The following is a 24,495-nucleotide window of genomic DNA, read 5'->3' on the forward strand; positions in this document are numbered from 1 at the left end:
TCTCGGTCGCCTTGTTATCAGTTACTTCATAACTTGGCTAATTATATTCTTCTTCAGTAGCTTTAAATGGCGCGAAACATTTTCTAATAGTCTCAAGTGGTATGGATTAGTTCTTTTGATCTTTATATTTCTTTTAGGATTAGGTGCAGGAATGATCCAGAGATAGCAATTATGAATCGTTATATAGGAGTCACCAAATCAAGATTCTTTTTTACTTTAGTTTCTCTTTTGTTTTTTATTGGTGTTGCTGTTGCGGAACAATCAAAACGCCCAATGAAAAAAAACCTACTTCATGAGCTAGGTCTCGAAGTATGGACGGAATTTGATCCACTCTGGATAACAGACATAAAATATCGTGGAAAAAAGCCAATTTTTACAGCCCAATCGCCACCCAAGGTATACCCTCCTGCTGCAATGTCAATCGTATCATTTCCTGGCATGGCATTAAATCCTAATGAGCTATATGAAGTAGCAACAACTGCAATTAAAACTGGCGCTAAGAACTATCAAGTTTCTGATCAAGATATATCGAAAATGGAGCCAACATTATCTAGCTATGGCGAACTTAAAGGCTATGAACTGAATTACCGGGGAACTGCAAATGGTGTTGCGATTGATGTAAAGGTCTTTGTTGGTCATAAATCGGGAAACGGGCCTATCATGATGCAGATATACACACTTAGGGATAAACTCCCTCACCTCAAAGAACAAATTCGTAGAAGCTGGAGTAATATCAGTTATCTAAAATAGCTATCTTTGGAAGATTCAACTTTAAAGTGCATCACGACTTATCCAAAAGCTCATCAAGCCGGCAGACAGGCATCTCGTTCCTAATCTAGTGAATTCAATTTGTTAGTGCAACTCATATAGGGCTGGTCTGAGGAGTACAATGAGATATAAAAAGTAACTACTCAGACTTTTTTTCACTGTCTTTAAGTAAATCTGATCTTCCCCACCAAACGCCTTCAATATTTCATAGTTTAGATGTCAACATTTGTAGCATTTTAAAACCAGGTGATTTTTCCTTTAGAAATAATGTAGAATATAAGAAAATTTTAAAATACCAAAGAAATAGACCCGGTCCACGAGCTGTTCAGTGGCCAGTCCACTGACAGGAGTGAACGTCATGTTTACCAAAAGCCCGCTCGTTACAATTATGTTCAGCATTGCGGTCTCAGCCGCCCCAGCAACCCTCCTTGCCGAAACTACCTCTGAATCAGAATACCAGCCGACTTCAACTTCCAACCGCTTTCAAACCCCCGAGTGGATCAAGTTGCGTCGAACCGAGATGGATGCGTTGCGTGAAAAGTTTGCCTCAGAACGAGACCCCAGGATGTTTCGTCAAATGCCCAACATGAAGCCATATCAGGCTCCTCAAGTTCCAGATTGGATCGCTGATCGTCGCTCTCAAATGCCGACTACACCCCAGATACCTGCTTTTAAGACACCCGACTGGGTAGTTAAGCGTCAAGCACAACAACAATCCATGCCGCAAATGCCTGCTTTTGAGACACCCGAGTGGGTAGTTCAGCGTCGAGCACAACATCAATCCATGCCGCAAATGCCTGCTTTTGAGACACCCGAGTGGGTAGTTAAGCGTCAAGCACAACAACAATCCATGCCGCAGATGCCTGCTTTTGAGACACCCGAGTGGCTAGTTGAGCGTCGAGCACAACATCAATCCATGCAGCAGATGCCTGCTTTTGAGACACCTGAGTGGGTAGTTAAACGTCGAGCACAACATCAATCCATGCAGCAGATGCCTGCTTTTGAGACTCCCGAGTGGGTAGTTAAACGTCGAGCGCAACATCAATCCATGCAGCAGATGCCTGCTTTTGAGACTCCCGAGTGGGTAGTTAAGCGTCAAGCGCAACATCAATCCATGCAGCAGATGCCTGCTTTTGAGACACCCGAATGGGTAGTTAAGCGTAGAGCGCAACATCAATCCATGCAGCAGATGCCTGCCTTTGAACGCCACCAACTACCTGAGTGGGTCAAAGAGAGGCGCGCCAAAATGGCAACGGCCCCCCGTACACAACCCGACTTTTGGCAACCAGACACTGCGCCCTATGCGGCTCCTGCTTCATCTCAGGCCGGCATACCCGTACATGGCTCACCAGTCTGGGGTGCACCCGCCCCATACTATGGCCGTCCATACCATAACAACGGTTGGGGAGGTTCAAATTGGGGACCTTTCGACGCCATGGGAGACATGTTTGGCGACATGGACATGGATTTCAGTATCAGCATGAAAGGCTCAGGGCGTGGCCATGGTTACGGAGATGGACGTGGCTATAACGGTTATGGTCATGGCCCTTACGCATGGCCAGCACCGCTCACCACTGATACCGTCACTCAGGTTGCTACTGCAGCCAATGCTGAACCAGCACCGATCGCTGACGAATCCCCAGTCAAAACCGATAGTGATGCAGATGGCGTGCTGGATGTTGCAGACATTTGTCCTGATTCTGCAGCCGGTGTCGTCGTTGATGGTTTAGGTTGTGAAGAGTCAGCATCCATCGTCTTGCGTGGTGTCAACTTCAAGACCGATTCCGATGAGTTGACCGATAGCTCTATTGAAATTCTTGATCGGGTAGCCAACACCCTGATTGCAAACCCAACTGTTGTGGTTGAGATTGCCGGTCATACCGACAGCGACGCTGATGAGGTATACAACAAGGATCTATCACAACGCCGAGCTGAGACGGTAATGGCCTATCTTACAGACAAAGGCGTTGTTGCCGACAATATGAGCGCCATGGGGTATGGTGAAGAGCAGCCAATTGCCTCAAATGAGACATCTGAAGGCAAAGCACAGAACCGACGTGTCGAACTTATCCGCAGTAAGTAAATAGTCTCGCAGGGGGCGTATTTCGCGCCTCCTGATCTAGACCCTAGCCAACAAGTTAAGGTGCTTCAGTACTTTGTGTGAACTTGGCTTGCTCGAGTAAAACTTTATACTTATAGCCAGAGCCTATATCAATATTATTCCGAACCACACCGCTAGCAGTTACCAGCTCTCCTGGTGAGACCATTTCATCTGAGGTAGCAATCAGCTTATCATTTGGCTTGGTACCCGTACCGTCCTGCAATGTAATCCAGTTCTTGCCCATGATATTCGGATTAACCTTAACAACCTTTGCTCGCAATTCCACGATTGTGTCCTTTAGTCTGGTTGCATTCTCCTGAATCCCAGCTATCGTCATACCGCCTGAGAGTGGATCAATATCACCAGGCTCTGGGGCTTTGACTGAAGCTGACTGAGGAGCCACCATAGCCCCTTCTGTCTCTCCTTTTCCAGCCACTGAGCTGTGAAGGCTATCCATATCCATGTCACCTACCCGGTTCGCCTTCTGTACAAAAATGATGGACTCAAAAGTTCTATCCAGGGTTTTACTGTAAAAGTCCTTCATCTCCATGCCACCTGAAAACTCAATCTCATCCCCGGCGACTATTGCCAGATGAGTGGTTGCAATCCAAATATTCTCTTGTTGGAGCTGCACATAGGTATAACTGCCTACATCGATGACATTTTTAACCGTACCCGTTCCTGTACCAACCTCATCAGCTGATGTCGCCAGGCTAGTAAACAGAAGAACTGCTGTCACGAATGATCTGAAGTTATACATAATTATCCCTTCAATAAGATTGAGCAAGGCTTATCCCGGAAACCTCTTGATAGGTCTTGGCCAAAAGATCTCAACGGTAGACTAATATTTGCTATGTTTTTATTCTGGTTGAGTGCAAATACCAAAGCAACGAGATATAGGCACACTGATAGTTCTGTAGCTATTCTATTATTATCTATTGTCACCGAATCCTCTGACATTGATTCGATACCATGCTGGGTTCCTGAGACGCAGGAGTTAAGCTACCATACACTTAAGCGTACTCGATCAGCACCTCTATTACAAAACAATAGCTGACATTTGAACCACCGGGAGGATAAAAGTGAGCCTTAAACCAAAAACTGGTTTTCCCAATCTTAGATATCAGCCAGAATTTTGTCTGACACCGATAATTATAATATTAGCATTGATTACATTAGTTTCTGGCTGCGCCTCTCGCGTTCCCTCTTCCAGCGAACAAGCTCAAGCAGAGAATTTCGTTTGGCCTGCACCACCAGCAAAACCGAGAATTCGCTACATTGGCTCACTTAAATCTTCTGAATCACTAACTGCTGAGAGTAAACAGAGTTTGCGTGACTGGTTCCTTGGAAAAAAAGAGGAGAAGCCCCTGGAATTAATCAAACCCTATGGTGTTCACAGTGACTCGCAAGGGCGAGTATATGTAGCCGATACAGGTATAGCAGGACTTGTGGTATTTGACCGCAAAAAACAAAATTTAACCTATTGGGGTACTACTGGTCCTGGCGCATTAAAAAAGCCAACAGGTATTACATCTGATGCTCAAGGCAATGTTTACGTGAGCGATGTTATAGATCATCGCGTGGTCATTTATGATAAAAATGGAAGTTTTATAAATGCATATGGCGGCAAGGATATCTTAACTTCACCTGTCGGCCTTGCCTTCAACGATGAAACTCAGCAACTTTATGTCGTCGACTCAAAGAAGCACCAAGTAACTGTTTTTAATAAGGATGGTGGAATTGATTTCACCATTGGCGAACGCGGTGGCGACTCTGGTAAATTTAACTTTCCTACCAATATTGCCATGGATAAAAATGGAGTAATCTACATCTCTGACACGATGAACTTTCGTGTTCAGATATTTGACCAAGCAGGTACATACCTAAGAAGTTTTGGGAAACTCGGAGACAGACGAGGCCAATTTAGTCGACTCAAAGGTATTGGAATCGATAGTGATGGCCACATCTATACCGTGGATGCTGCTTTCAATAATGTGCAGATTTTTAATCCGGATGGCAAACTGATGTTGACTCTGGGCCAGTCCGGCACTGGGCCAGGAGGGTTTTATCTACCTGCCGGCGCTCATGTAGACCAAAACAATCACATCTTTATTGCTGACCAGTTGAACCAGCGAATCGAAATGTTTGAGTATCTGAAAAATGGTCAAGAACCCTAGTGGGTAGGACCACTATTTCGGTAATATTCATCCGAACCATTAGTTGATATACCATATGCTGGAGTTCAGCCTATTGTTGTCAGCGTTAATTAGATTACAGAACATACTTAACTTCCATTAGTTGCAATAGTGAAGATTTATTTCTATTTATCTTTAACTAGTAGATTCATCGTTGAGACATTTAGATCAATAAATACCAAGTAATTTACTTAATATTTATTTCCCTCCTACTTTGCAAATCAATTACCTGCTGATCGTTGGCAACATGTCATTTAGTTCCCCAAAAACATTGACGTTCTTTGAATACTGACATAGGATTGTTATTAATGTGGGAATTTTATCCCATTTCTTAAGCAAACCTTAAGAAAGCCTCAGAACTGCTGATCTACAAAGCAGCCCAGGCGAAAAAGCAGTAGAAGCACCCTAAGCAGTAAAAATTAGAACTAAATATTCAGCACTAAAAAGGAGCTGGTGCATCATCCATTACCTTTCGGGAGGATTGGAATGAGGAACACAGCAACCAAGGCATTACTACTGGCCTTCTTCACCCTATTCGTCACATCATCATTTGCAGATATTGCCGGTACATCTCACGACCTGACGAGTCAGACAACTCTATTGACCAATGCAGGTAACACTCAAATATGTGCTTACTGTCATACTCCACATAACGCCAGTACAACTAACAACACAACACCTTTGTGGAATCATGAGGACACCACAGCAACCTACACTATGTACAGCAGTCCATCTCTTGATATGACAATTGCAGGCTCACCATCAGGTGTCTCGCTTGCGTGTCTTAGCTGTCATGATGGATCTGTTGCAGCAGATCAATTAATTAACTTTCCGAGCGGTGTAACCGCTGCGCAAGGTGTATTCACTTTGGGTGACAGTCTTGGTACTGACCTGAGTAATGATCATCCGATCTCCCTCACCTACAACTCCACACAGGATACTGATTTCGTTGCCGCGGTAAATTCCCAGGTCAACGGCTTGCAACTGTTTGGTACAGGCGGTGATCAGGTCGAATGCGGTACTTGCCACTCTGTTCATGACAATACCAATCAGCCTTTTCTACGCTTAAGCAATGCCGGTAGTGCGTTATGCCTGGCATGTCACATTAAGTAGTATTACTGCGAAATAGTCGCATGATCTGCCTAGCAGACAAGCTGAGCAGGATAGCCAGGGTTATGCTTATAACCCTGGTTACATCCTGTATTCTATTGATTGCTGCTTGCAGTACTGAGACCAAGAAGCTTTTCTTCGATATACAGCCTCCTACAGCCAAAGATCTGGCTGAAGAAGAATTAAAAAGACAGGCTGCTTTGATTGAATCGCAAACAATTGAACTAAAACAGAGCCATTCTGGAAATATGAGTGGCACACTCTTTTTACTGCCAGAAGACAATGCACCCAGACCTGACATTGAGTCAATCAAAGAGTGGGACAAGGTAAAGAAAATATTACCTAAAGATGATGAGAAGAATATTGACTGGTCAGATGCTTTAGAGAATGGTTTGATTCGACCTCGTCCAGGTAAGGACCCAAAAACATTGTGGGCCACTGCCTTCCAATGGGATTTTATAATTAAAGCCGAAGAGCGTGAGGACGACGCATTCTTTCCCCACTCTGCACACACTGTTTGGCTTGGTTGTAAGAATTGTCATAACCCAACGCTATATCCCTACAAAAGAAACCCTGCAACCATGAAAGAGATGAAGCGAGGGGCATCTTGTGGGGCATGTCACGGCAAGAAGAAAGTATCTTTCTCTCTCAAAGCATGTGATCGCTGCCACATAAACGATGATGACGAGGAAGAAGAAGACGACGACTGACTTATAACAATATATTAATTTCGTTTTATGGGTAAATAATTGGTGAGCTTATGTGTACTAATCAGACCATAAGTATTACGACACTCAGCCGTCGTGTGTTGACTCATGGCAAGGCATCAAAACGCCAAAGTAGCACTCCTACAACAAGTTTTGATAACGCAGTCCGTGAGCCAACACACGACGGACTGTCGCTAAAATTCATTAGGTTAGGGGCTACAAGAATGACTCAGCTCAGTGTTGCAGCTCTTGACAAGGGAGGGGCCATTCCATCCTTAGGTCCGTTAACGGCACACCCCTGTGCCACTCCTGCCAGCGACCCGCGCCTTGATCTGAACCATTCTTGTAGCCCTGAGTGTCGTAACACTTATGGTCTGATTAGTAAGTACAGTTGTATTCTACTATCGTCATTGATAATTCTTTTTGCGTGCTGCTCAGCGCTTAGTGCTGCTCCGGGAGATATTCAGTACACCCGTGAAGGTGGTGATCCAGAAAAACTGAAATCATTTCCACCTTCAATTTTCCCTCATTGGATACATCGTATCAACTACCGTTGTGATGCCTGCCACAATACTTTATTTGAAATGAAGACAGGCACCACACTGATCAACAAAGATCTGATGAAAGAAGGCAAAGTCTGCGCCACTTGTCATAATGGTACAGAGGCCTTTGACGACGATTTTGCGAATTGTAATCGCTGTCATTTGATAAAAGAGAAGTAGTAGTATGCTTCCGCGGGAGATCATGCAAAAGAACATGATATCTCCTATATGTTGGTGTTTACTGATTACTCTCATCTGCATATGGAGCACTAACATTTCAGCAGAGCTTGGTGATAATCTTGGGCTTTATCCAACAGAGTTAGATGCTATTGTAAAATTTGATGGTACTAAGAGGCGCAATGGCAGTAATTCTCGTGAAACAGAGTGGGAAGCCGGGCTGAGGATTGGGCAGATGGGCTACCTGCTGGACCAAAAAATTGCCTGGTTCCTTTTTGACATCGAACCTGTATATACCTGGTCCGAGTTCGAATCAGATCAGTCACGACAGGAAAACGACGGTGAATTTCTGAATTATCTGTTGCAGACGAGTCTTTTAAGTGGCACTCCTGGCCCATTTGGTTTAGATATGTCAGCTCAAAAAAGCTCTAATCTCAACACCGGTTCTCTGGGTAGCCGCTTTGATACTGTAATCGATACTAAAAGTGGCACCTTACATTGGAAAAATCCTGCTTTCCCTTCAAGCCTTACCTATCAAGAGAGAACCTTTGATGAAGAGTTTCAATCAAGTTTAAACAGCTCTATTACAGAACGTGATGAGTTATTGAAGAGCTGGATTTTAAAAGGACGTAGCAGCAAACTAAATATCCATCTGGAGCGTAGTGAACTTGATGATAGAATCGCAACCCGCGACCAGGACTATGAACTCGACAGAGGAAATGTTTCGCATAATCTATTTTGGGGTAAAAACAGCCAACTGCACTCCATTGCAACCTATTATGATCGAACAGGATTTAATGAAAACAAGCGATTGAGTATCGATGAGACAGCCAGAATTCAGCACCTGAACAACCTTTATAGTCGCACATCCTATCACTATCAGTCGATCACACAGAGTATTGATAGTATAGAACATGGTGGTGACTTTGAACTGCACCACAGGCTTTATAAAAATATAGATACGATTGCCCATATCAATATCAATAGTCGTGAATCTGATAATTTGGACGAAGATCGATGGCGTCTCGGTATGGAGACACAGTACACGAAAAATAAACTTTTAGGCGCAAATGTTAGAGCTGGTCTGCGCGCCTCCTATCAGGAAACTGATCGTATTTCCAAACTGAGCACTATTGATATCTTCGATGAGAGTAAAGCAGTACCGCTGACAGGCGCAGTGATTCTTGATCAGCGCTTTATCATAGCCAGCACAATTATAGTAACCGATAGCAATGGAGTGGTTGTATATAACGAGAATACTGATTACACAACGATTCAACTATCTGGTGATCTTACACAGTTGCAAACTATTCCTGGAGGACGAATTAATTCTGGCGATACAATACTTGTAAGCTACCAGGCACAGCAACTTCCTTCTCAGGAGTTCTCTACTACTTTTACCAATTACCACTTCTCAATAGACTACGACTGGATAAGATTGTCCCATTCCGACAGTCAGTCAGATGACAAACTTATTTCGGGTGCTAGTGAAAGTTTTCTGCAGAATACACGTAACACTTTCACTGACCTGGAGTTTCGATTCAAACCTTTAGGTATAGATACGGTACTAGGTGCAGAACGCCGTTATACTCTGTCAGGCGGATTCGAATCAACAGCATATACATTGAGCCAATTTTTTAATTGGACATCGTCATGGAACAACAGAAAAAAGGGCGTAATTTGGAATCTCAATGCCACCCAATCATTCATCGAACAGGAATCACTGGACACGGATCTCTACCGTATTGATCTCACTGCTAATTGGCAAGTGAGTCGTAACTTCAATATCCGTCCAACAATAAGTGCGTGGAAAAGAGAGGATAGAGGAAGCGCAATAACAGGCGGATTCAGAGAGGACCAATTCATCACCGCAGGCCTTTGGGCTCAATGGCGATATCGTAAACTTGAACTGGATTTCAACTATCATCATAACAGACGTGAAATTACCAGCACACAGAATAATGGAAAAACCGAAACTATCGATGACAGATTGATGTTTACACTGAGGCGGAGAATCCTGTGAACAGATTTCTTATCGCAACACTTTTACTGCTCTTATATGCCTGTTCTTCAACAGGCCCGACACCACTGGTCAAGACTGATCAAACTCCCCGTCTGGTATGGCCGGCGGCTCCTGAGATATCAAGAGTAGAGTTCATTACCACTTTTCATAACCCAAATGACCTGGGTATCGAAAAATCGTTCATTCGAAAAGTAGTCGAGTTTTTCACAGGTAGTGAAGAACAGAGTTTGTCCCGCCCCTACGCTGTAGCCGTTCACAAAAACAGAGTAGCCATTGCTGATCCAGATGCAACGACTATACATATTTATGATTTAGATTCTCAGTCATATATAAGCTTCAATTCGGCCGGAGAATACCCCTTTGAATCTCCAATCGGGGTTGCAATTGATACTAATCGACTATTCGTAGCAGATTCTAAATTGAATAAAGTATTTGTTTTGAATAGCAAAAACGAAATTGTAAAGGTTATAAATAACTTTTCCCGTCCAACGAGCCTAACCATTAACTCGACATTAAGACATCTATATATTTCAGACACTCTAGCGCATACGATACATGTCTATGATTATGATGGTAATTTTCTATACAAGATTGGTAAGCGTGGAGACCAGGATAGTATGTTTAACTATCCTACACATTTGGCATTTTCCAATAATAGACTGATTGTCAATGACACCATGAATTTTCGCATTCAGTCCTTTGATGACAGTGGCCGACATATACACAGTTTCGGTAAGCAAGGGGATGCTTCAGGTTTTTTCACCCAATCAAAAGGCGTCACTGTAGACTCTGACGGTCATATCTACGTGGCAGATGCCCTGGCCAATCGTATTCAGATATTTGATCAAAATGGTAATTTTTTACTTGAGTTCGGCAAATCAGGTGACAAACCCGGTGAGTTTTACATGCCTTCCGGGATAACAGTCTGGGATGACAAAATCTTTGTTGCCGACTCTTATAATCAACGCATCCAGGTTTTTCAATACCTGAAGGTGGATGAGTGACATGCATAAGATCTATCTTCTCTTTATATTGCTGATGATAGCTTCCAATACCACTCAAGGTGGTGTGGCTGATACACTACATAACCTATCGACATCAGGACCTGGCTTGGTAAAGAGTCAAACAGAGGATCGTATCTGTATATTTTGTCATACGCCTCACGCATCAGCCCCAGACTCACCTCTATGGAACAGATCATCGGGTGGAGTATACATAGACTATCAGAGTAGTACCAAAGACGCAGAAGCGGGCGTTATGAGTTCATCCTCTGTGTTGTGCCTCTCATGCCATGATGGCACTATTGCCTTGGGTAATATGATTAATCCTGGCGTCACCAATGACCTCGGTAATACATTCATCACTGGCCGATCATTGGTCGGCACAAACCTCTCAGATGATCACCCGGTATCTATTTTTTATACTCCAGGTCTTCTATCAACAGACCCTGACTTGGCCCACCCCAATAACGTTGACCTGCCACTCAGTAATAATGAACTGCACTGCTCCACTTGTCATGATGCACATGAAAACATCCATCCACCATTTCTCCACAAATCCACGTTAAACGGTGAATTGTGTACCACATGCCATCTACACTCCGGTACTGGCTGGGAGTGGGTCAGCAGTTCCCATGCAACCTCAAACGCCACAGCTCAGGGAGCAAATCCCTGGTCTGAACGTAAACCAGAGTGGAGAGGCCTGACTGTACAGGAGAACGCCTGTATGAATTGTCATGCACCTCATAATGCAACAACACCAGAACGACTACTAAAAAACAGTGAAGAGAATACCTGCTACCTATGCCACAACGGAACAGTCGCTCAAACAGACATAATGAGTGAACAGCAAAAGTTCTATCACCACCCGGTAGAACAGACGCCGAGCATTGATCATGACTCCTTACGTATAGAGAACCCTCTGACTATGTCTCTTCACGTAGAGTGTGAAGATTGCCACAACCCCCATGCAAGTTTTAATTCACCACCCTTGATCTCTTTCAACCCGACCAATCCACTCGGTGGTAATCACTCAACTGCACCGCTAATCAACGGCAGCATGGCAGGTGTAACAGGTATTGACATCAATGGCAGCTTAAAACCAGAAGCGGACTACGAATATGAAGTCTGCTTCAAGTGCCACGGTGTACCAGGTAAAAGCGCTTGCGATACCCAGCGCTGCTCCACTGCAAACAGCTACAATATGGTACGTGCAGATGGCATATATAGTATTCGAGATAAAGTTAATTCAGGTAATCCCTCTCTGGTCTCCTATCACCCAATAGAGCTAAACAACCCCACAAACAATAGCGAGGTGCCCAGCCTGCGCAATGATATTCCCCTGACTACCACCAGTGGGCAGATCTATTGCAGTGATTGCCACAGCAGTAATGCATCTCCAGCTGCAGGCGGAGTGGACCCAGCCGGACCACACGGATCTACCTATGAAGGTATATTGGCGCAAAGTTATGATTGGGATCCGGTCAATGCTACATCACTCTCAAACGAACTCTGTTTTAAATGCCACGATTCCGGCAATCTCTATACCGACCAAACCTTTCCTCATACCAAACACGTTCTTGACGAAAATTTTGGCTGTATCAACTGTCATGACCCACACGGTTCTGCATCTAGCCCTCACTTAATTAACTTTCTAACATCATCCAATGTAGCGGGTCAGGTCAGGGAGATTACTGGTGCTGGTGTTTATAACGAACCAACCTGGTTAGACAATGGCGTACACAATGGTGTCTGCTGGCTCAATTGTCATGGGGTAGCACATACTGGTTATGATTATTAAGCATCCTATGCTCACACTACTTTTGAGAAATTTCGTGGCCGATTACTCACGTCATTTTACTTGGGGTTAAACTATGAAACTTGTCGCTCAGATATTGGCGCTTCTCACACTTCTCATAGCTGTTACTTCTATAGCAAATGCCAACCCATCCCCTGCTTTTGAAGGCAGAAAGCTCTATATATCTCACTGCATGATATGCCATGGTATGGATGGAAAAGGCGATGGTCCTCTAGCAGTTAGAATCGACATTGAAGCAGAGGATCTCATCAGTTATGTACCAACTAAAAGTGACTATCAACTTCAAAAGATAATTACAGGTGACAGGAAATCACCCAAATCCCTACGTTCAGGGCACGGTAAAATAAGTGAGGATATGCCAAAATGGAAAGATATTCTCAAGCCGATCCAGATCACCTCACTAATCGCCTATCTTCGTTTTCTCAGTACAACAAAACACAACCTGCCTGGAGATCCTGAACTGGGCTATGAGGTATATCAGCGTTATTGCTCAATCTGTCATGGAATTGATGGTGGAGGTAATGGCGCTTTAACAAAACTCATCGGTGTAAAACCCATTGATCTTACTAACCCTCAAAAAACTGACACTATCAGCAATCGATCCCTTGCTGATCAGATTCTTGAAGGGAAAGGGGATTATATGCCCGCATGGAGAGATATTCTTACAGAAAAGGAGGTCGATGGTGTTGTCAGTTATATCAGGCTGCTTTACCAGGTATGGGCTCATCTGGAGAATGGAGGTCTAGTGGTGGTTATGAGTTACCCAGTCACAGATAATAATAGTCCATCTCAATCTTTATTGAGCGATGGCACATGCTCAAGCAAAGTTAACCTTTCCGAAAAGGGCAAATCCGAAGCATTAAAAATCGGTAGACTATTTCGCTCCAGGGATATTGCAATTGATAGTGTGCTAACCAGTCCCCACTGCCTGGCAAAAGAGAGTGCACTCTCTGCATTCGGGCGTGCTGAATCATTTGATTATCTGGCATCGCGTGAGAAACTTCCTGATGAGCAATCAGTTTCTTATACTTCCCAGCTTGAAAGCCGTATCGGCAACTATAGAGGAAAGGGCAATCTTATTATTTTTACCCACCAATCAATTATCAAAGAGATATCATTTAAAAAACTAAAGGAAGGGTACTTTCTAGTTTTAAAACCGATGGGTAACGACGAGTATGAGGAGTTTGGAATCTATAAGCTAAATCAATAAGATGTAGGGTGCGCCCCTGGCGCACCACTAGATCACGAGGTCAGTGAAATCTACCAACTATCTCATTAGCATTCAGCGATATACAATTCGTCTTGCATCAAACAGGGATTTCATCTCAACACTGCATTGAGACTTCTGATCACAGATCACTGCTTTAACCAGCCTCTCAGCACCCACACGACTACTTGGTTTACGCCAGATAGGGATCAGCTTTGTTGAACTATCCTGATAATCCCCTTCCATGATCAGGGGGTCATTATAGATACTAGTCAGGTTTTCGCAGCGAATATAGAGAACATCGTTGTGGCCACTGGCATAATCGCATACCCACCGCTGCTGGTCAGCATCGTTGAATATTGGGTTATGATACTGATCACTTGCCATACCATTGAACGACATAGTAGAGAGCAACAGTGCCAAACTAAGGAAAAGTGATTGTGCTTTGAACCTTGTGTACATCTTTCAACCCCTATCATGCTATAGGAGTTCGAAACGACAAGACGCACAACACATGGTTATTGGTCTGAATACGCCACCAGTTCTTTTCAACTGGCTCATATCACGGTTTCGGTAATCCATCGGTCATAGGCAGTCAAACCGCCCTTAGACTGTGATTTTGCGTCCCTACCTTTCAGCAGGTTTGCCTTTTCGAACACGCTTAGAAGCAGATCATAATTGCTTCTGTAGCCTATAACGACCTGAAACCTCAAAACTTTAACGTTTGCTATAGGACTTTAACCAGTCAGAAATCATATCAATGAGCAGCTATTTACCGACCTGGCACAGCGCGCAAGCACAATACTTTTACTTAAATTACAACATGTTGCGCAGCATAGCTTAGACAATTATTTTTTAACTTAACACGGTATATCAGCAGCCATCTGACCACTGGGCAGAATCAAGATAAGCATTGTAATCGACAAGCCAGACACTTAGGGTCTGCAAACACTAGTGTGGTGCGTCATACTACAAATTGCGCGATGCCATCGCGAAAAGACCAATCAATGTCATGGTTTTCTGCGATTGTAATCAATACGTTCCCCGGATCTATTCCAGGGTCGTTGGCAAGATTTTCAACACATTTTTTATAAAAAGCCTGTTTTGCCTTGTTTGATCGTCCTGCACGCATTATGAGATACATCATCACCCTATCACCATCGCGTTCCTGATATTGCAGACAATGGGGCTCAACCTCATGAACAATCTGGTAGCGATCATCTTCAGGAAAGTCCATGGTTTCAATGACCGCAGAGTTTATGCCATCAGTGACCGCTTTAATATATTCTGCTGACTTACCCTTAAGTATAGAAATATTGACTAACGGCATAGGAGAACCCCTTTAGTTAATAGGCCAGACTAAAGAATAGCAGACTTATCTCTCAACTCTTTTTTTCATCTGATAACCCCAGTTAACATGATGATAATTTGCACATTCAAGCAGAGATGTCACGCCTAAAACATTACCAACTTCAAATTCATGTGCTGAATATACAAAATGCCCATCAAAGCCAAAACGGTGGTTATGATTGGCCTCATCTATAACCCTCTGATCAATTTTGGACTTCTTTTAATCCAGCAGCTAACCTTGCATATACTAAGCAGACGATAAGTATCAAGGGGGGTAATCTCAACCCACATAGTTGCTCACCCCTTTCCGGGCATCATCTCGCGATATCGAGGAGTATCACAATGAAAATAACAGGTCGTGCCATTTTGGCTGCCATAATCATAGGCGCTTTTGCAATTGGTGAACTACAAGCAGCCACCGAATGGAATGTTTCCCTCTGGGGCAAACGCCGTGCATTTACTGAGAATGTTGAAAAATTAGCTGAACTGGTTGAAGCCAAGACCAAGGGTGAGTTTAAACTGAATATCTCCTATGGCGGTCTCTCCAAGTCCCGTGAAAATCTGGATGGTATCTCATTTGGCGCTTTTGAAATGGCTCAATTCTGCTCCTTCTACCATACTGCCAAGAACCCCACGATTACAGTTACTGAACTGCCCTTTTCCCGCAACATCTCATTAGCCCGGGTAACCGAAATCTACACAGAAGTCTTTAAACACCCCATTGTTAAAAAGGATTTGGCACGCTGGAATGCCACCCTGCTGATGCCCACTCCGCTACCTCAATACAACATCGTCAGTAAGAGCGATGCCATTCAGGAACTGGCTGACTTCAAGGGCCTTCGGGTACGTGGCCCTGGGGGCATCATGGGTGTTCTGGGCAAACTGGGAGCAGTCAAAACAGGCGTTCCATTCTCCGAAGTTCGTCAGTCCATGGATTCAGGTGTAATCGATGCTGCCTCCTTCGCCCCCCATGCCCATCTGGCAACAAAATCCTACAAGGTAGGCAAATGGTATACCACCAACCTGAACCTGGGATCAGCCAATTGCCCTGTTGTAGTCAATACTGATGCCCTTAACAGCCTGAAACCGGTACATCGGGATGCACTGCTTGGTTCAGTCGATGAAGCTCTGGCCTATTACGTCAAGAACTACAATGAAAACACCACGGGTAAGTATCAGGCGGCTGTGACAGATGAGGGTCTCACAAAAGTGACCTTCACTGCAGAGCAGACTGCCGAATTGAATAAGCTCTCCGAGTCGGTGAGAGCAGAGTGGATCAAGAACAATGCGGCGCAATTCGATTCCCAGAAACTGTTCGATTTTACCGCTGCCCTGTTTGCGAAATAGACCAAAGGGAGACGGCGACCTCCAATCGACTGACCAGAAAATAGCTGACTGACAATAATTGCAGCTATAACAGCAAAGGCACTCATGTCCAATTCTGCAACAATACTGAATGACGATTCGCGATTAAGCCTCGCGGATCGCCTCTTCTTTAAACTCGAGTCGCTGCTTAATTTAATTGGTGGCATAGCAATATTACTGCTGGTTTTCCTCGCCACCACTAACGTGCTTGGACGCTGGCTTTTCTCTCTGCCGATCGACGGCTATGTCGACTGGGTTGAGCAGGCCATGGCTTTCATCGCTTTTCTCGGTATCGCCTATACCAAACGTCTTGGTGGCCATATCAGAATGGACATACTGATCAGCCGCCTTCATGGGCGGATTCTTTGGTTTGCCGAGGTACTATCTGTATGCCTGATGCTGATGGTCACTCTTGTGCTCATTTACGGCTCCTATCTCCATTTCTGGCGTGCATATGATATCGGCGACTCATCGCTGGACATCAATTTACCCACCTGGCCGGCAAAACTGGTCGTACCTCTGGCATTGACAGTTTTGGCCTTAAGATTGATTTTACAAATTTGGGGATATGCACGAGCTATAAAAGATGACGGCGATCATCCTGTGGCAGTGCCGTTGATTGAAAATGCCGCCACAGTTGCTGCCAAAGAGGCAGAGGCTCTGATGGGCGATATTAAAGAGAGTGGGAATCGCTCATGAGCTTGTTTGAAACCATGGCGAACATGGATTCAATCAGTATCGGATTATGGGTTACAGGCGCAATGCTGCTGTTCGTCATAATCGGCGTAAGAGTTGCCTTCGCCGCTGCTCTGGCTGGCTTTCTCGGCCTGTTGTGGATCTTCTCTGCGAAGATGGGATTTGAAAAAGGCTTCGGTGTCGCTGTCAAAATGGCTGGCACCATTCCTCACTCAAAAGTCTCTACTCTGGCACTCTCATTGATTCCCACCTTCATTTTAATTGGCTTCCTCGCTTATCACGCCGGTCTGACAAGAGCACTATTTGAAGCAGCAAAACGCTGGCTCGGCTGGCTACCAGGCGGGATGGGGGTAGCCACGGTATTTTCCACCGCTGGGTTTGCCGCCGTCTCCGGCGCCTCTGTCGCCACCTCGGCAGTATTCGCACGCATTGCAGTACCCGAGATGTTGAAACTTGGCTATGACAAACGTTTCGCTGCAGGGGTAGTGGCTGCCGGTGGCACACTGGCCTCCTTGATCCCACCTTCGGCGATTCTTGTGATTTACGCGATCATCGTTGAGCAGGATGTAGGGGCGCTGCTGATGGCCGGATTTCTTCCCGGTGCCGTCTCCGCGCTCATTTATGGCGGATTGGTGATTCTACTCGCCAAGACGCGCAAGAATTTTGGCCCACCCATCACCGGTTTTTCATGGAAGCAGCGATTTCAATCCCTCCCCGGTGCACTACCCATCTTCTTTGTGATCAGCATAATTGTGGTGTGTATCTATGGTGGTGTGGGCACCCCCACTGAAGCCGGTGCACTTGGAGCATTCATCATACTCTGCATAGCAATCTATCGAGGTGCACGCTGGACAGAGATAAAAAATTCGTTAATGGAAACCGCCAAATTGACGGTGATGATTTTCACCATCATCTGGGGTGTATTGCTCTATGTAAGATTTCTCGGCTTTGCCGACCTCCCCAGCGCATTCTCAGACTGGATCACCAGTCTGGATCAAAGCCCGATGCTAACCCTGCTACTCATCCTTTGTGCCTATGCACTACTCGGCATGTTCATGGATGCCATCGGTATGCTGCTGTTAACGCTGCCGGTGGTCTACCCCGCAGTGATTGCCTTGAATGGGGGAGAGGCCGTCACTGCAGCTGAATCCGCATTCGGTGTCTCCGGTGTCGGCTGTTCCATATGGTTTGGCATTATCGTCGTAAAAATGGCAGAACTATGTCTGATCACCCCTCCTATCGGATTGAACTGCTTTGTGGTGGCAGGAGTACGCCCGGAGTGCACGGTTCAGGATGTGTTTCGAGGTTGCATCCCATTCTTCATTGCCGACGTAATCACTATCGGAACCTTGATCGCCTTACCAAATATCGTGCTCTGGTTACCAGGACAAATTGGCTACACTTAACCTCACGTCCTTATAAGGGTCTCGGGAAGGCGCTTCGCGCGCACCCTCTCCCCAACCCCTCTCCCGTAAAGGGAGAGGGGCTTTCAGAGTAGCCGTAGGGTGGGGCCATGCCCCACCATTAAGTGCTGAAACGCACAGACCCTTCCTTTCTCGTGTACCAAAATCTAATTTCGAATTTTCCCAGCTTTCATTTACAACACCCTCTGCTAGGAGGGGGAGAGGGCTTTTAGAGTAACCGTAGGGTGGGGCCATGCCCCACCATAAGTGCTGAAACGTGCAGCTCCTCGCTTTCTCATGCGCCAAAATCTATTTTCCAATTTTCCCAGCTTGCATTTGCAACACCCTCTTGCGAGAAGGAAGAGAGGGAGTTCAACAACACCATCATCCAGACCATTACTCAGCACAACAAGAATTGATCAGATCGTACCGCATAGGATTCAGTGTCATAAGCGCTTCGCGCGCACCCTCTCCCCAACCCCTCTCCCGTAAAGGGAGAGGGGCTTTTAGAGTAGGTTTAGGTACAAACTGGTAACAGAGGGTCATGTAGATATAAAGATACCTGATCGAACTTGTTAGTGATTGCCAGCTGTAAATAATGATCTATTCCTCTCTATTCACACCAGAGGATTAGCTGATTCAAAACAAGATCCACACTCTCTTGCAAGATGGATCAGATAGTCAGGTGATCGAAATATTTAATCTTTGGAGGAGACTCAAGATGGGCAATCAACTTGTCCATGACACCATTTTCCGCAATGAATTTTATATATTTCTGATGCTGATCAACTGACAACCACTCTTCATCAAAAATCATCTCTCCGGACTCTTTATCCAAGAAAACCCTAACCCCAAAACAACCTTCGAACCCCCTGACTGTTGACAAATTGCTCTGCAGAAACGACAGCAAACTATCATAAGCGCTCTTCTTTACAACTGATTCAATAATTACTTTTTTATTCATATCCATCTCCTGTCAGTTAAATCAGGAGATACTTTATTTGTCTAACATCAACATCACTACCAGGAAACGGTCATAAATACGGTTTTCTGTTCATCTTTTGTCTTTCATCTGTTGTGGTGTCATGCCATACATTTTTTTGAATGCAGAAATAAAATGTGAAACATTTGAATAACCGACCTCTATAGCTGTGGCAGTTACAGACCACTGTTTTGCTAGTAATGCATGGGCATGGGAGATACGCTGCTCAATCAACCACTGTTTTGGGGTCGTACCATAAAGCGCCTTAAACTCACGATTAAAGGTGGAGATACTACGCCCAGATAGCGCCGCCAGCTCTGAAGCACTCTGACCTGATAAGGCATATTGATCCATCAAACGCTTTATGTTTCGCTTAGCCCTGCCTCTTTGAACAGCTATTAAACTTTTTTTCAGGTTTCCGTCATCATGAATATCAAGTAGATACAACAACTCTAAAAGTTTAATCTCCCCTATATGAGGTAAATTATTTAATGAACCATAAATCGAATGTAGTGAGACAAAATACTCCGCCACAACATTATCAATCTCTACTTTTAAAATGGCATCTTGATTTGATATTGACAATGAATTCATAGGACCATGGGACAAGAACCTGGATAACACTTCCGATCCAAAGAAAACCAGATACGCCTTTAGACCATCCTCTTCATGTATATAGTCTGAGTATAAGTTCAATCCTTTAGGTAAAAAAACAGCTTCACCCGGACCAATGTTGTACGATTCATTATCACTTGTAGTAATAGTCTCCTTACCTGACTTGATATATACCAAACAGGGAACACTGGTATGGAACTCAATATTGATCAGATCCCTATCTAGATCTTTATAGAACACTGAAGACTCATCACTATGTAGTATCGGCTTGACATCCCGCATATCAAAGAGCGCTTTGGGGATCTCAAGAATACTATTTTCGCAATATTGAGCTAGACAATTCTTATTCTGCATTCTTCTTCTCGTCCTTGTCAGTTACTCCGTATAATATGCAGTGAATTACCCTTTACCAGGGTCTGTTAACACTAATTGTATCAGCCCTAATAAAGAACTCAGGATTTTCATCCTGCTGCCGATGCCTGTTGTGATACTAAAGGGAATACAGAGAGCAACCATGGATGTAAATTCTATTCTAAAACAACTTATCGCAGTAACCATCAATCTCAAAGCAGGATTGCGCCTTGCCACTGGGCAGAAAGTAGCACGGAATAATTTCGTCTACTCCATCGACCAGGGGTTTTGGCTCTTGGCCCTACTGCTCTGCCTCGAAATCATAATCCCTTACCTGGCAGCGGAAAAACCGGCGCTATTCTCCACATATGGCCTGAACTACCTGGGCGCCACCTATCTGTTTGATCTGTTGATCCTGATGTTAATGGCCAGACTGGCAAGAGCTGACTCCACCGACACAGGCAGGCTGCTGTTGGCCTTCCTGGCTTCAATGCCGCTCATTACAGTTGTCTTCCATCTCTTCACACTACCCGAACAACTCTATTATAACCATCCAGTAGGAGGCGGCAGCCTGCTGTTACTACTGCTCATCTGGCACCTCTTCATCGTTTTTCGCCTGTTGCGAATCATCCTGATGGAGGCCTTTAGCAAGGCGGCCTATCTGGCTGTCTTGAGTCTGTTACTCTCCATTTCAAGCTCTTGGATTCTGCCATATAGCCTACTCTGGTATAGCGATGAGCCCACACAGAGTGAGAACACCTATTCAAAGCTAAATGATCTTAGTGTGGAGGATCTTTTCTATAATCAATACTCACTGGTTGATAGCGCGTTGAATGATTTGATGCCCCAACGGCCAGGAAAACCCGATCTCTACTTAATGGTAGTGGGAGGATATGGCCTGGAGAAGGTCTTTCTCAATGAGGTCGAGTATGTACGTGATCTTTTCGATCGACGCTTTGACACCTCCGGACGATCGATGGTGCTGGTAAACAATATAGACACCCTGGATCGCTACCCCCTGGCAAACCGTCACAATCTGGCCGACAGCTTAAATGTGGTAGGCAAGATCATTGACCCTGACGAGGATGTGCTGTTTCTTTTCATGACCTCACACGGCAGTAAGCAGCATAAATTTTCAGTCAGTTTTGGCCCTGTTCCACTGGACGACTTGACCCCCACGCAGGTACGTCAGGCTCTGGATGATGCAGGCATTCGTTGGCGTGTAATAGTGGTATCAAGCTGCTACTCCGGGGGATTCATCGAACCCTTGCGCACACCTCAGACACTGATCATTACAGCCGCAGCCAAGGACAGAAAATCATTCGGTTGCGGTGCCAAGAGTGAGTTTACCGATTTTGGCACAGCCTATTTCAAACATGCCCTGGATAGACAACCTGATTTTGTCGAGGCATTCGATATTGCCGCAAAATGGATAGATGAAAAAGAGCACAGAGAGCATCGTACGCCCTCTATACCTCAACGCTTCGTTGGTGATGAGATCCGTGCCAAACTTGCCCAGCTGGGAGGTGTGGCCGAATACGAAGCAGGTATTCCCCAACAGACCTATCCTTCAGGGAGTTGTGAATCCTGGTCAAACCCTTCATCGTGCATGAGCGACTGATAGACGCTGATGAAATTAGGCTGAAAAAGGGAGCAAGAGATGGTTTTACAGCATCGTTTGGCGTGGGAACCATTGATAGCGGTAGAGATATGCAATCAGTGGCAATCTCTTTGCTCACTCAACAACAAGCAGACCGACCTGAGATGATTGTGATTCACCGATGCAAGGGTCACTGCACCCTTCAACTTTCCCTATCGGCTGTCAACTGATTCTCCAACAGTGTGTAGATCAATGCGGTCATCGGCGCCTCTCTCCCCAGCTTTAGGCAACGAGCCACGACCACACCGCTGATGGCATCCAACTCTAACGGCCTTCCCTTCTCCCGATCTACCAGCATGGAGGTCTTGATGGCATCAAACTGACAGATCAGCTGATACATCTCGTCGATATCAGACTTCGTCAGATAAACACCATCAGCGGATGCGGCAGTTGCCACCTCCTCCATCAACTGATAGACGGTACGGGTCAGTACAGGATGAGCTGTCAGACTTCGTGTGTCGAGGCCTGTCAGGGCACTCAGTGGATTGACCCCGTTGTTGATCAATAGCTTCCGCCATAACGCCTTCTGTATCGATTCGCTCAGAGTGGTTGGGATATCGGCCTGGTTAAAACAATCGGCCACTTTTTCCAAATCCTTTTGCAAGCGCGGATGATCCTCCGCTTGCTTCCACGCCCCCATCACCACTTGCGCCACTCCGGTGGCTTCGACGACACCAGGCGTGACGATATGGCCGCCAATGCGTACTGCGAGTCCACCCACTGTCCGCTCACTGCCAATATGGGAGGCTATGATGATCTCGTTATCTACGCCGTTCTGTAGTGACAACACCGCTGTGTCGGCACTGGCGAGCCAGGGCTCGAGCTCAGCCATCACTGCTTCTGTTGCGCCCGCTTTAACAGTCAGTATGAGCAGATCAAAATCGTTGGCCTGACAATCTTCGAGCAGGGCACGCTGGTCGATTGCATCCACCGCCCCGTCGAAGTTGAACTCCGGGTGGCTCACCGACAGGCCATTACCACGAAGCGCCGTCAGATGATCCCCTCTGGCAACGAACACCACTTCGTGACCGGCAGTCAGAAGACGTGCGCCATAGTAGGCGCCGATGCCGCCGGCACCAAGGATTAAAAAGCGCATAGGATAAGGAGTCTAGGGCTTAGCATCTCGCTCAGCCACTGAAATTCCAGCGATGGCCCAGTGGGTTTTCGGCACCTCCTGGATTATGACCCGGACCTGCTCCGGTTTGACCTTGAGCGTATCCACCACGACCTGGGTGATACCCTGATAGAAGGCCTCCTTTTGCTCCTGTGTTCGACCTTCCATGATAGTTGCCTGAATCAATGGCATGGGTTGACCTCTTTAAATGATTATGAATAAGGATCACTGTTTACGTTTACGGTTGAGACTCTACCGTCTCATACTAGGGCCTGTTAACACTGACAAAAAGCAGGCGGCTACCATTTTGACAGCCGCCGGCCATTTGATCTGCAGCCCAATGACTGTAGCGCTTTAGGTTAGAACTGTAAGGAAGCGGTCATTGAGAGTGCGCTCATAATAGAAGATACCCTTGCCGACTTGATCAAAGTCCCAGGTTCGCACCGGATGATCAGGATAGGCAGTGTAGCCACCACAATAGACCTCATTACGATTGCCAGAGGGATCGAAGAAGTAGATGGTCTGACCGCGGGTGATACCGTGACGGGTCGGCCCAATATCGAGGGAGACGTCGTTGATGGAGATGATATCAGCAGCAGCGCCCACTTCATTCCAATCCTGTAGCAGAAAGGCAACATGGTGCAGCTTGCCAGCCTCCTCGTGCTCTACAAATGCAATGTCGTGTGCCTTGTTGCTGGCAGTGAGCCAGATAGCCAGAGAGTCATCGCCCTCAGGCATATCGACCTTCTCAGGCTGATAGAAGTCGAGCACGTCACAGAAGAACTCCCGCGCTTTGCCGATGTTGGGGCCGTAACAGAGCAGATGATCGAAACGGCTGGCGCCCATACCCTCAGGACGACGGGGATAGATGTCCGGGTTGTTGATACCGGGATGATCATCAGACAATTCAACCTGATGATAGAGCTCGATGCGATGTCCAGTCGGTAACGTGAAGCCGATACGTGGTCCGAATCCCGGCTGCTCGCCTGCAGGTACATGATCCACCTCGAGACCCCAGGCAACAATTTTGGGTTCAATCTGCTTCAGATAATCATCACTGTCGACTTTGAAAGCAACATAGTCCAGTCCGGCGCTCTCAGCCTGACGCAGCACCACGCTATGGTGATCAAATTCGTCCCAGCCTTTGAGACAGATCCGGCCATCAGCCTCTTTGCTGACGATGTTGAGTCCCAAAATATTCTGGTAATGATTGATCGCTTCGTCCATATCCAGTACGCGAATCTGTATCAGTCCAGGACGGAGTACGCCTTTAAATGCCATATTGAAATCCTCTCTGTTTTGTGAAAATCGT

Annotated in this window: 22 protein-coding genes and 1 riboswitch; of the genes, 14 read left to right on the top strand and 8 right to left on the bottom strand. The window is 45.6% G+C overall.

From position 1 onward, the window contains the following. Positions 1 to 171 precede the first annotated feature (171 nt). Together AC4IFB_RS17200 and AC4IFB_RS17205 are read left to right on the top strand one after the other, a co-directional pair. Entirely contained in the window at positions 172 to 750 is a 579-nt protein-coding gene (locus AC4IFB_RS17200) for a hypothetical protein (RefSeq protein ID WP_490780814.1), read from the top strand. 376 nt (positions 751 to 1,126) lie between these two features. Continuing rightward, on the top strand, positions 1,127 to 2,851 hold the full coding sequence (locus AC4IFB_RS17205; RefSeq protein ID WP_490780815.1) for an OmpA family protein: 1,725 nt from the start codon (positions 1,127 to 1,129) through the stop codon (positions 2,849 to 2,851). Between the two features lie 55 nt (positions 2,852 to 2,906). On the opposite strand, the gene AC4IFB_RS17210 is transcribed toward AC4IFB_RS17205, so the two are convergent. Continuing rightward, positions 2,907 to 3,629, bottom strand: coding sequence for a hypothetical protein (locus AC4IFB_RS17210; protein ID WP_490780816.1), 723 nt, complete (start codon positions 3,627 to 3,629; stop codon positions 2,907 to 2,909). 322 nt (positions 3,630 to 3,951) lie between these two features. On the opposite strand from AC4IFB_RS17210, the gene AC4IFB_RS17215 reads away from it, so the two are divergent. The 8 genes from AC4IFB_RS17215 to AC4IFB_RS17250 all read left to right on the top strand — a co-directional run bounded on the left by AC4IFB_RS17215 (position 3,952) and on the right by AC4IFB_RS17250 (position 13,650). Beyond that, complete coding sequence (locus AC4IFB_RS17215; protein WP_490780817.1) at positions 3,952 to 5,046, top strand: 6-bladed beta-propeller; 1,095 nt, start codon at positions 3,952 to 3,954, stop codon at positions 5,044 to 5,046. Between the two features lie 504 nt (positions 5,047 to 5,550). Further along, positions 5,551 to 6,177 carry a cytochrome c3 family protein gene (locus AC4IFB_RS17220; protein WP_490780818.1) on the top strand — a complete coding sequence of 209 codons (627 nt, stop codon included), beginning with the start codon at positions 5,551 to 5,553 and terminating at the stop codon, positions 6,175 to 6,177. Positions 6,178 to 6,239: 62 nt separating this feature from the next. Beyond that, positions 6,240 to 6,884 (top strand): c(7)-type cytochrome triheme domain-containing protein, encoded by a 645-nt coding sequence (locus AC4IFB_RS17225; protein ID WP_490780819.1) that lies wholly within the window; start codon positions 6,240 to 6,242, stop codon positions 6,882 to 6,884. A gap of 221 nt (positions 6,885 to 7,105) precedes the next feature. After that, entirely contained in the window at positions 7,106 to 7,603 is a 498-nt protein-coding gene (locus tag AC4IFB_RS17230) for a c(7)-type cytochrome triheme domain-containing protein (protein WP_490780820.1), read from the top strand. 232 nt (positions 7,604 to 7,835) lie between these two features. Continuing rightward, positions 7,836 to 9,623, top strand: a complete 1,788-nt coding sequence (locus tag AC4IFB_RS17235; protein ID WP_490780821.1) for a hypothetical protein — start codon at positions 7,836 to 7,838, stop codon at positions 9,621 to 9,623. Continuing rightward, entirely contained in the window at positions 9,620 to 10,627 is a 1,008-nt protein-coding gene (locus AC4IFB_RS17240) for a 6-bladed beta-propeller (RefSeq protein ID WP_490780822.1), read from the top strand. The genes AC4IFB_RS17235 and AC4IFB_RS17240 overlap by 4 nt, the downstream gene beginning before the upstream one ends. A 1-nt stretch (position 10,628) precedes the next feature. Further along, a complete protein-coding gene (locus AC4IFB_RS17245) occupies positions 10,629 to 12,422 on the top strand; it encodes a cytochrome c3 family protein (protein ID WP_490780823.1) in 1,794 nt (597 codons plus the stop codon). 73 nt (positions 12,423 to 12,495) lie between these two features. Next, complete coding sequence (locus AC4IFB_RS17250) at positions 12,496 to 13,650, top strand: c-type cytochrome (protein ID WP_490780824.1); 1,155 nt, start codon at positions 12,496 to 12,498, stop codon at positions 13,648 to 13,650. 72 nt (positions 13,651 to 13,722) lie between these two features. Here the strand turns inward: AC4IFB_RS17250 and AC4IFB_RS17255 are convergent, their stop codons facing one another. Next, positions 13,723 to 14,109, bottom strand: coding sequence for a hypothetical protein (locus AC4IFB_RS17255; RefSeq protein WP_490777833.1), 387 nt, complete (start codon positions 14,107 to 14,109; stop codon positions 13,723 to 13,725). A gap of 107 nt (positions 14,110 to 14,216) precedes the next feature. Further along, positions 14,217 to 14,305: riboswitch (cyclic di-GMP riboswitch) on the bottom strand. Positions 14,306 to 14,611: 306 nt separating this feature from the next. Next, positions 14,612 to 14,977 (bottom strand): tautomerase family protein, encoded by a 366-nt coding sequence (locus tag AC4IFB_RS17260; RefSeq protein WP_490780825.1) that lies wholly within the window; start codon positions 14,975 to 14,977, stop codon positions 14,612 to 14,614. 362 nt (positions 14,978 to 15,339) lie between these two features. On the opposite strand from AC4IFB_RS17260, the gene dctP reads away from it, so the two are divergent. The 3 genes from dctP to AC4IFB_RS17275 all read left to right on the top strand — a co-directional run bounded on the left by dctP (position 15,340) and on the right by AC4IFB_RS17275 (position 18,464). Further along, positions 15,340 to 16,344: a TRAP transporter substrate-binding protein DctP gene (dctP, locus tag AC4IFB_RS17265; protein WP_490780826.1), complete on the top strand. Its 1,005-nt coding sequence runs from the start codon at positions 15,340 to 15,342 to the stop codon at positions 16,342 to 16,344. Positions 16,345 to 16,428: 84 nt separating this feature from the next. Further along, a complete protein-coding gene (locus tag AC4IFB_RS17270) occupies positions 16,429 to 17,061 on the top strand; it encodes a TRAP transporter small permease subunit (protein WP_490777830.1) in 633 nt (210 codons plus the stop codon). Further along, positions 17,058 to 18,464, top strand: a complete 1,407-nt coding sequence (locus tag AC4IFB_RS17275; protein ID WP_490777829.1) for a TRAP transporter large permease — start codon at positions 17,058 to 17,060, stop codon at positions 18,462 to 18,464. Before AC4IFB_RS17270 ends, AC4IFB_RS17275 begins: the two co-directional genes overlap by 4 nt. A 670-nt stretch (positions 18,465 to 19,134) precedes the next feature. On the opposite strand, the gene AC4IFB_RS17280 is transcribed toward AC4IFB_RS17275, so the two are convergent. Beyond that, positions 19,135 to 19,425 carry a hypothetical protein gene (locus tag AC4IFB_RS17280; protein WP_490780827.1) on the bottom strand — a complete coding sequence of 97 codons (291 nt, stop codon included), beginning with the start codon at positions 19,423 to 19,425 and terminating at the stop codon, positions 19,135 to 19,137. A gap of 90 nt (positions 19,426 to 19,515) precedes the next feature. Next, entirely contained in the window at positions 19,516 to 20,412 is an 897-nt protein-coding gene (locus AC4IFB_RS17285; RefSeq protein ID WP_490780828.1) for an AraC family transcriptional regulator, read from the bottom strand. Between the two features lie 160 nt (positions 20,413 to 20,572). On the opposite strand from AC4IFB_RS17285, the gene AC4IFB_RS17290 reads away from it, so the two are divergent. Further along, positions 20,573 to 22,030 carry a C13 family peptidase gene (locus AC4IFB_RS17290; RefSeq protein ID WP_490780829.1) on the top strand — a complete coding sequence of 486 codons (1,458 nt, stop codon included), beginning with the start codon at positions 20,573 to 20,575 and terminating at the stop codon, positions 22,028 to 22,030. 181 nt (positions 22,031 to 22,211) lie between these two features. Here AC4IFB_RS17290 and AC4IFB_RS17295 read toward each other — a convergent pair whose 3' ends face one another. From AC4IFB_RS17295 to AC4IFB_RS17305, 3 genes are all read right to left on the bottom strand, one after another. Further along, on the bottom strand, positions 22,212 to 23,165 hold the full coding sequence (locus AC4IFB_RS17295) for a ketopantoate reductase family protein (protein WP_490780830.1): 954 nt from the start codon (positions 23,163 to 23,165) through the stop codon (positions 22,212 to 22,214). A 12-nt stretch (positions 23,166 to 23,177) separates the two neighbouring features. Further along, positions 23,178 to 23,375 carry a tautomerase family protein gene (locus AC4IFB_RS17300; RefSeq protein ID WP_490777823.1) on the bottom strand — a complete coding sequence of 66 codons (198 nt, stop codon included), beginning with the start codon at positions 23,373 to 23,375 and terminating at the stop codon, positions 23,178 to 23,180. A 162-nt stretch (positions 23,376 to 23,537) separates the two neighbouring features. Then, positions 23,538 to 24,464: a catechol 2,3-dioxygenase gene (locus AC4IFB_RS17305; RefSeq protein WP_490777822.1), complete on the bottom strand. Its 927-nt coding sequence runs from the start codon at positions 24,462 to 24,464 to the stop codon at positions 23,538 to 23,540. Positions 24,465 to 24,495 lie beyond the last annotated feature (31 nt).

This window comes from Candidatus Thiodiazotropha sp. AKIB8 (assembly GCF_058244675.1).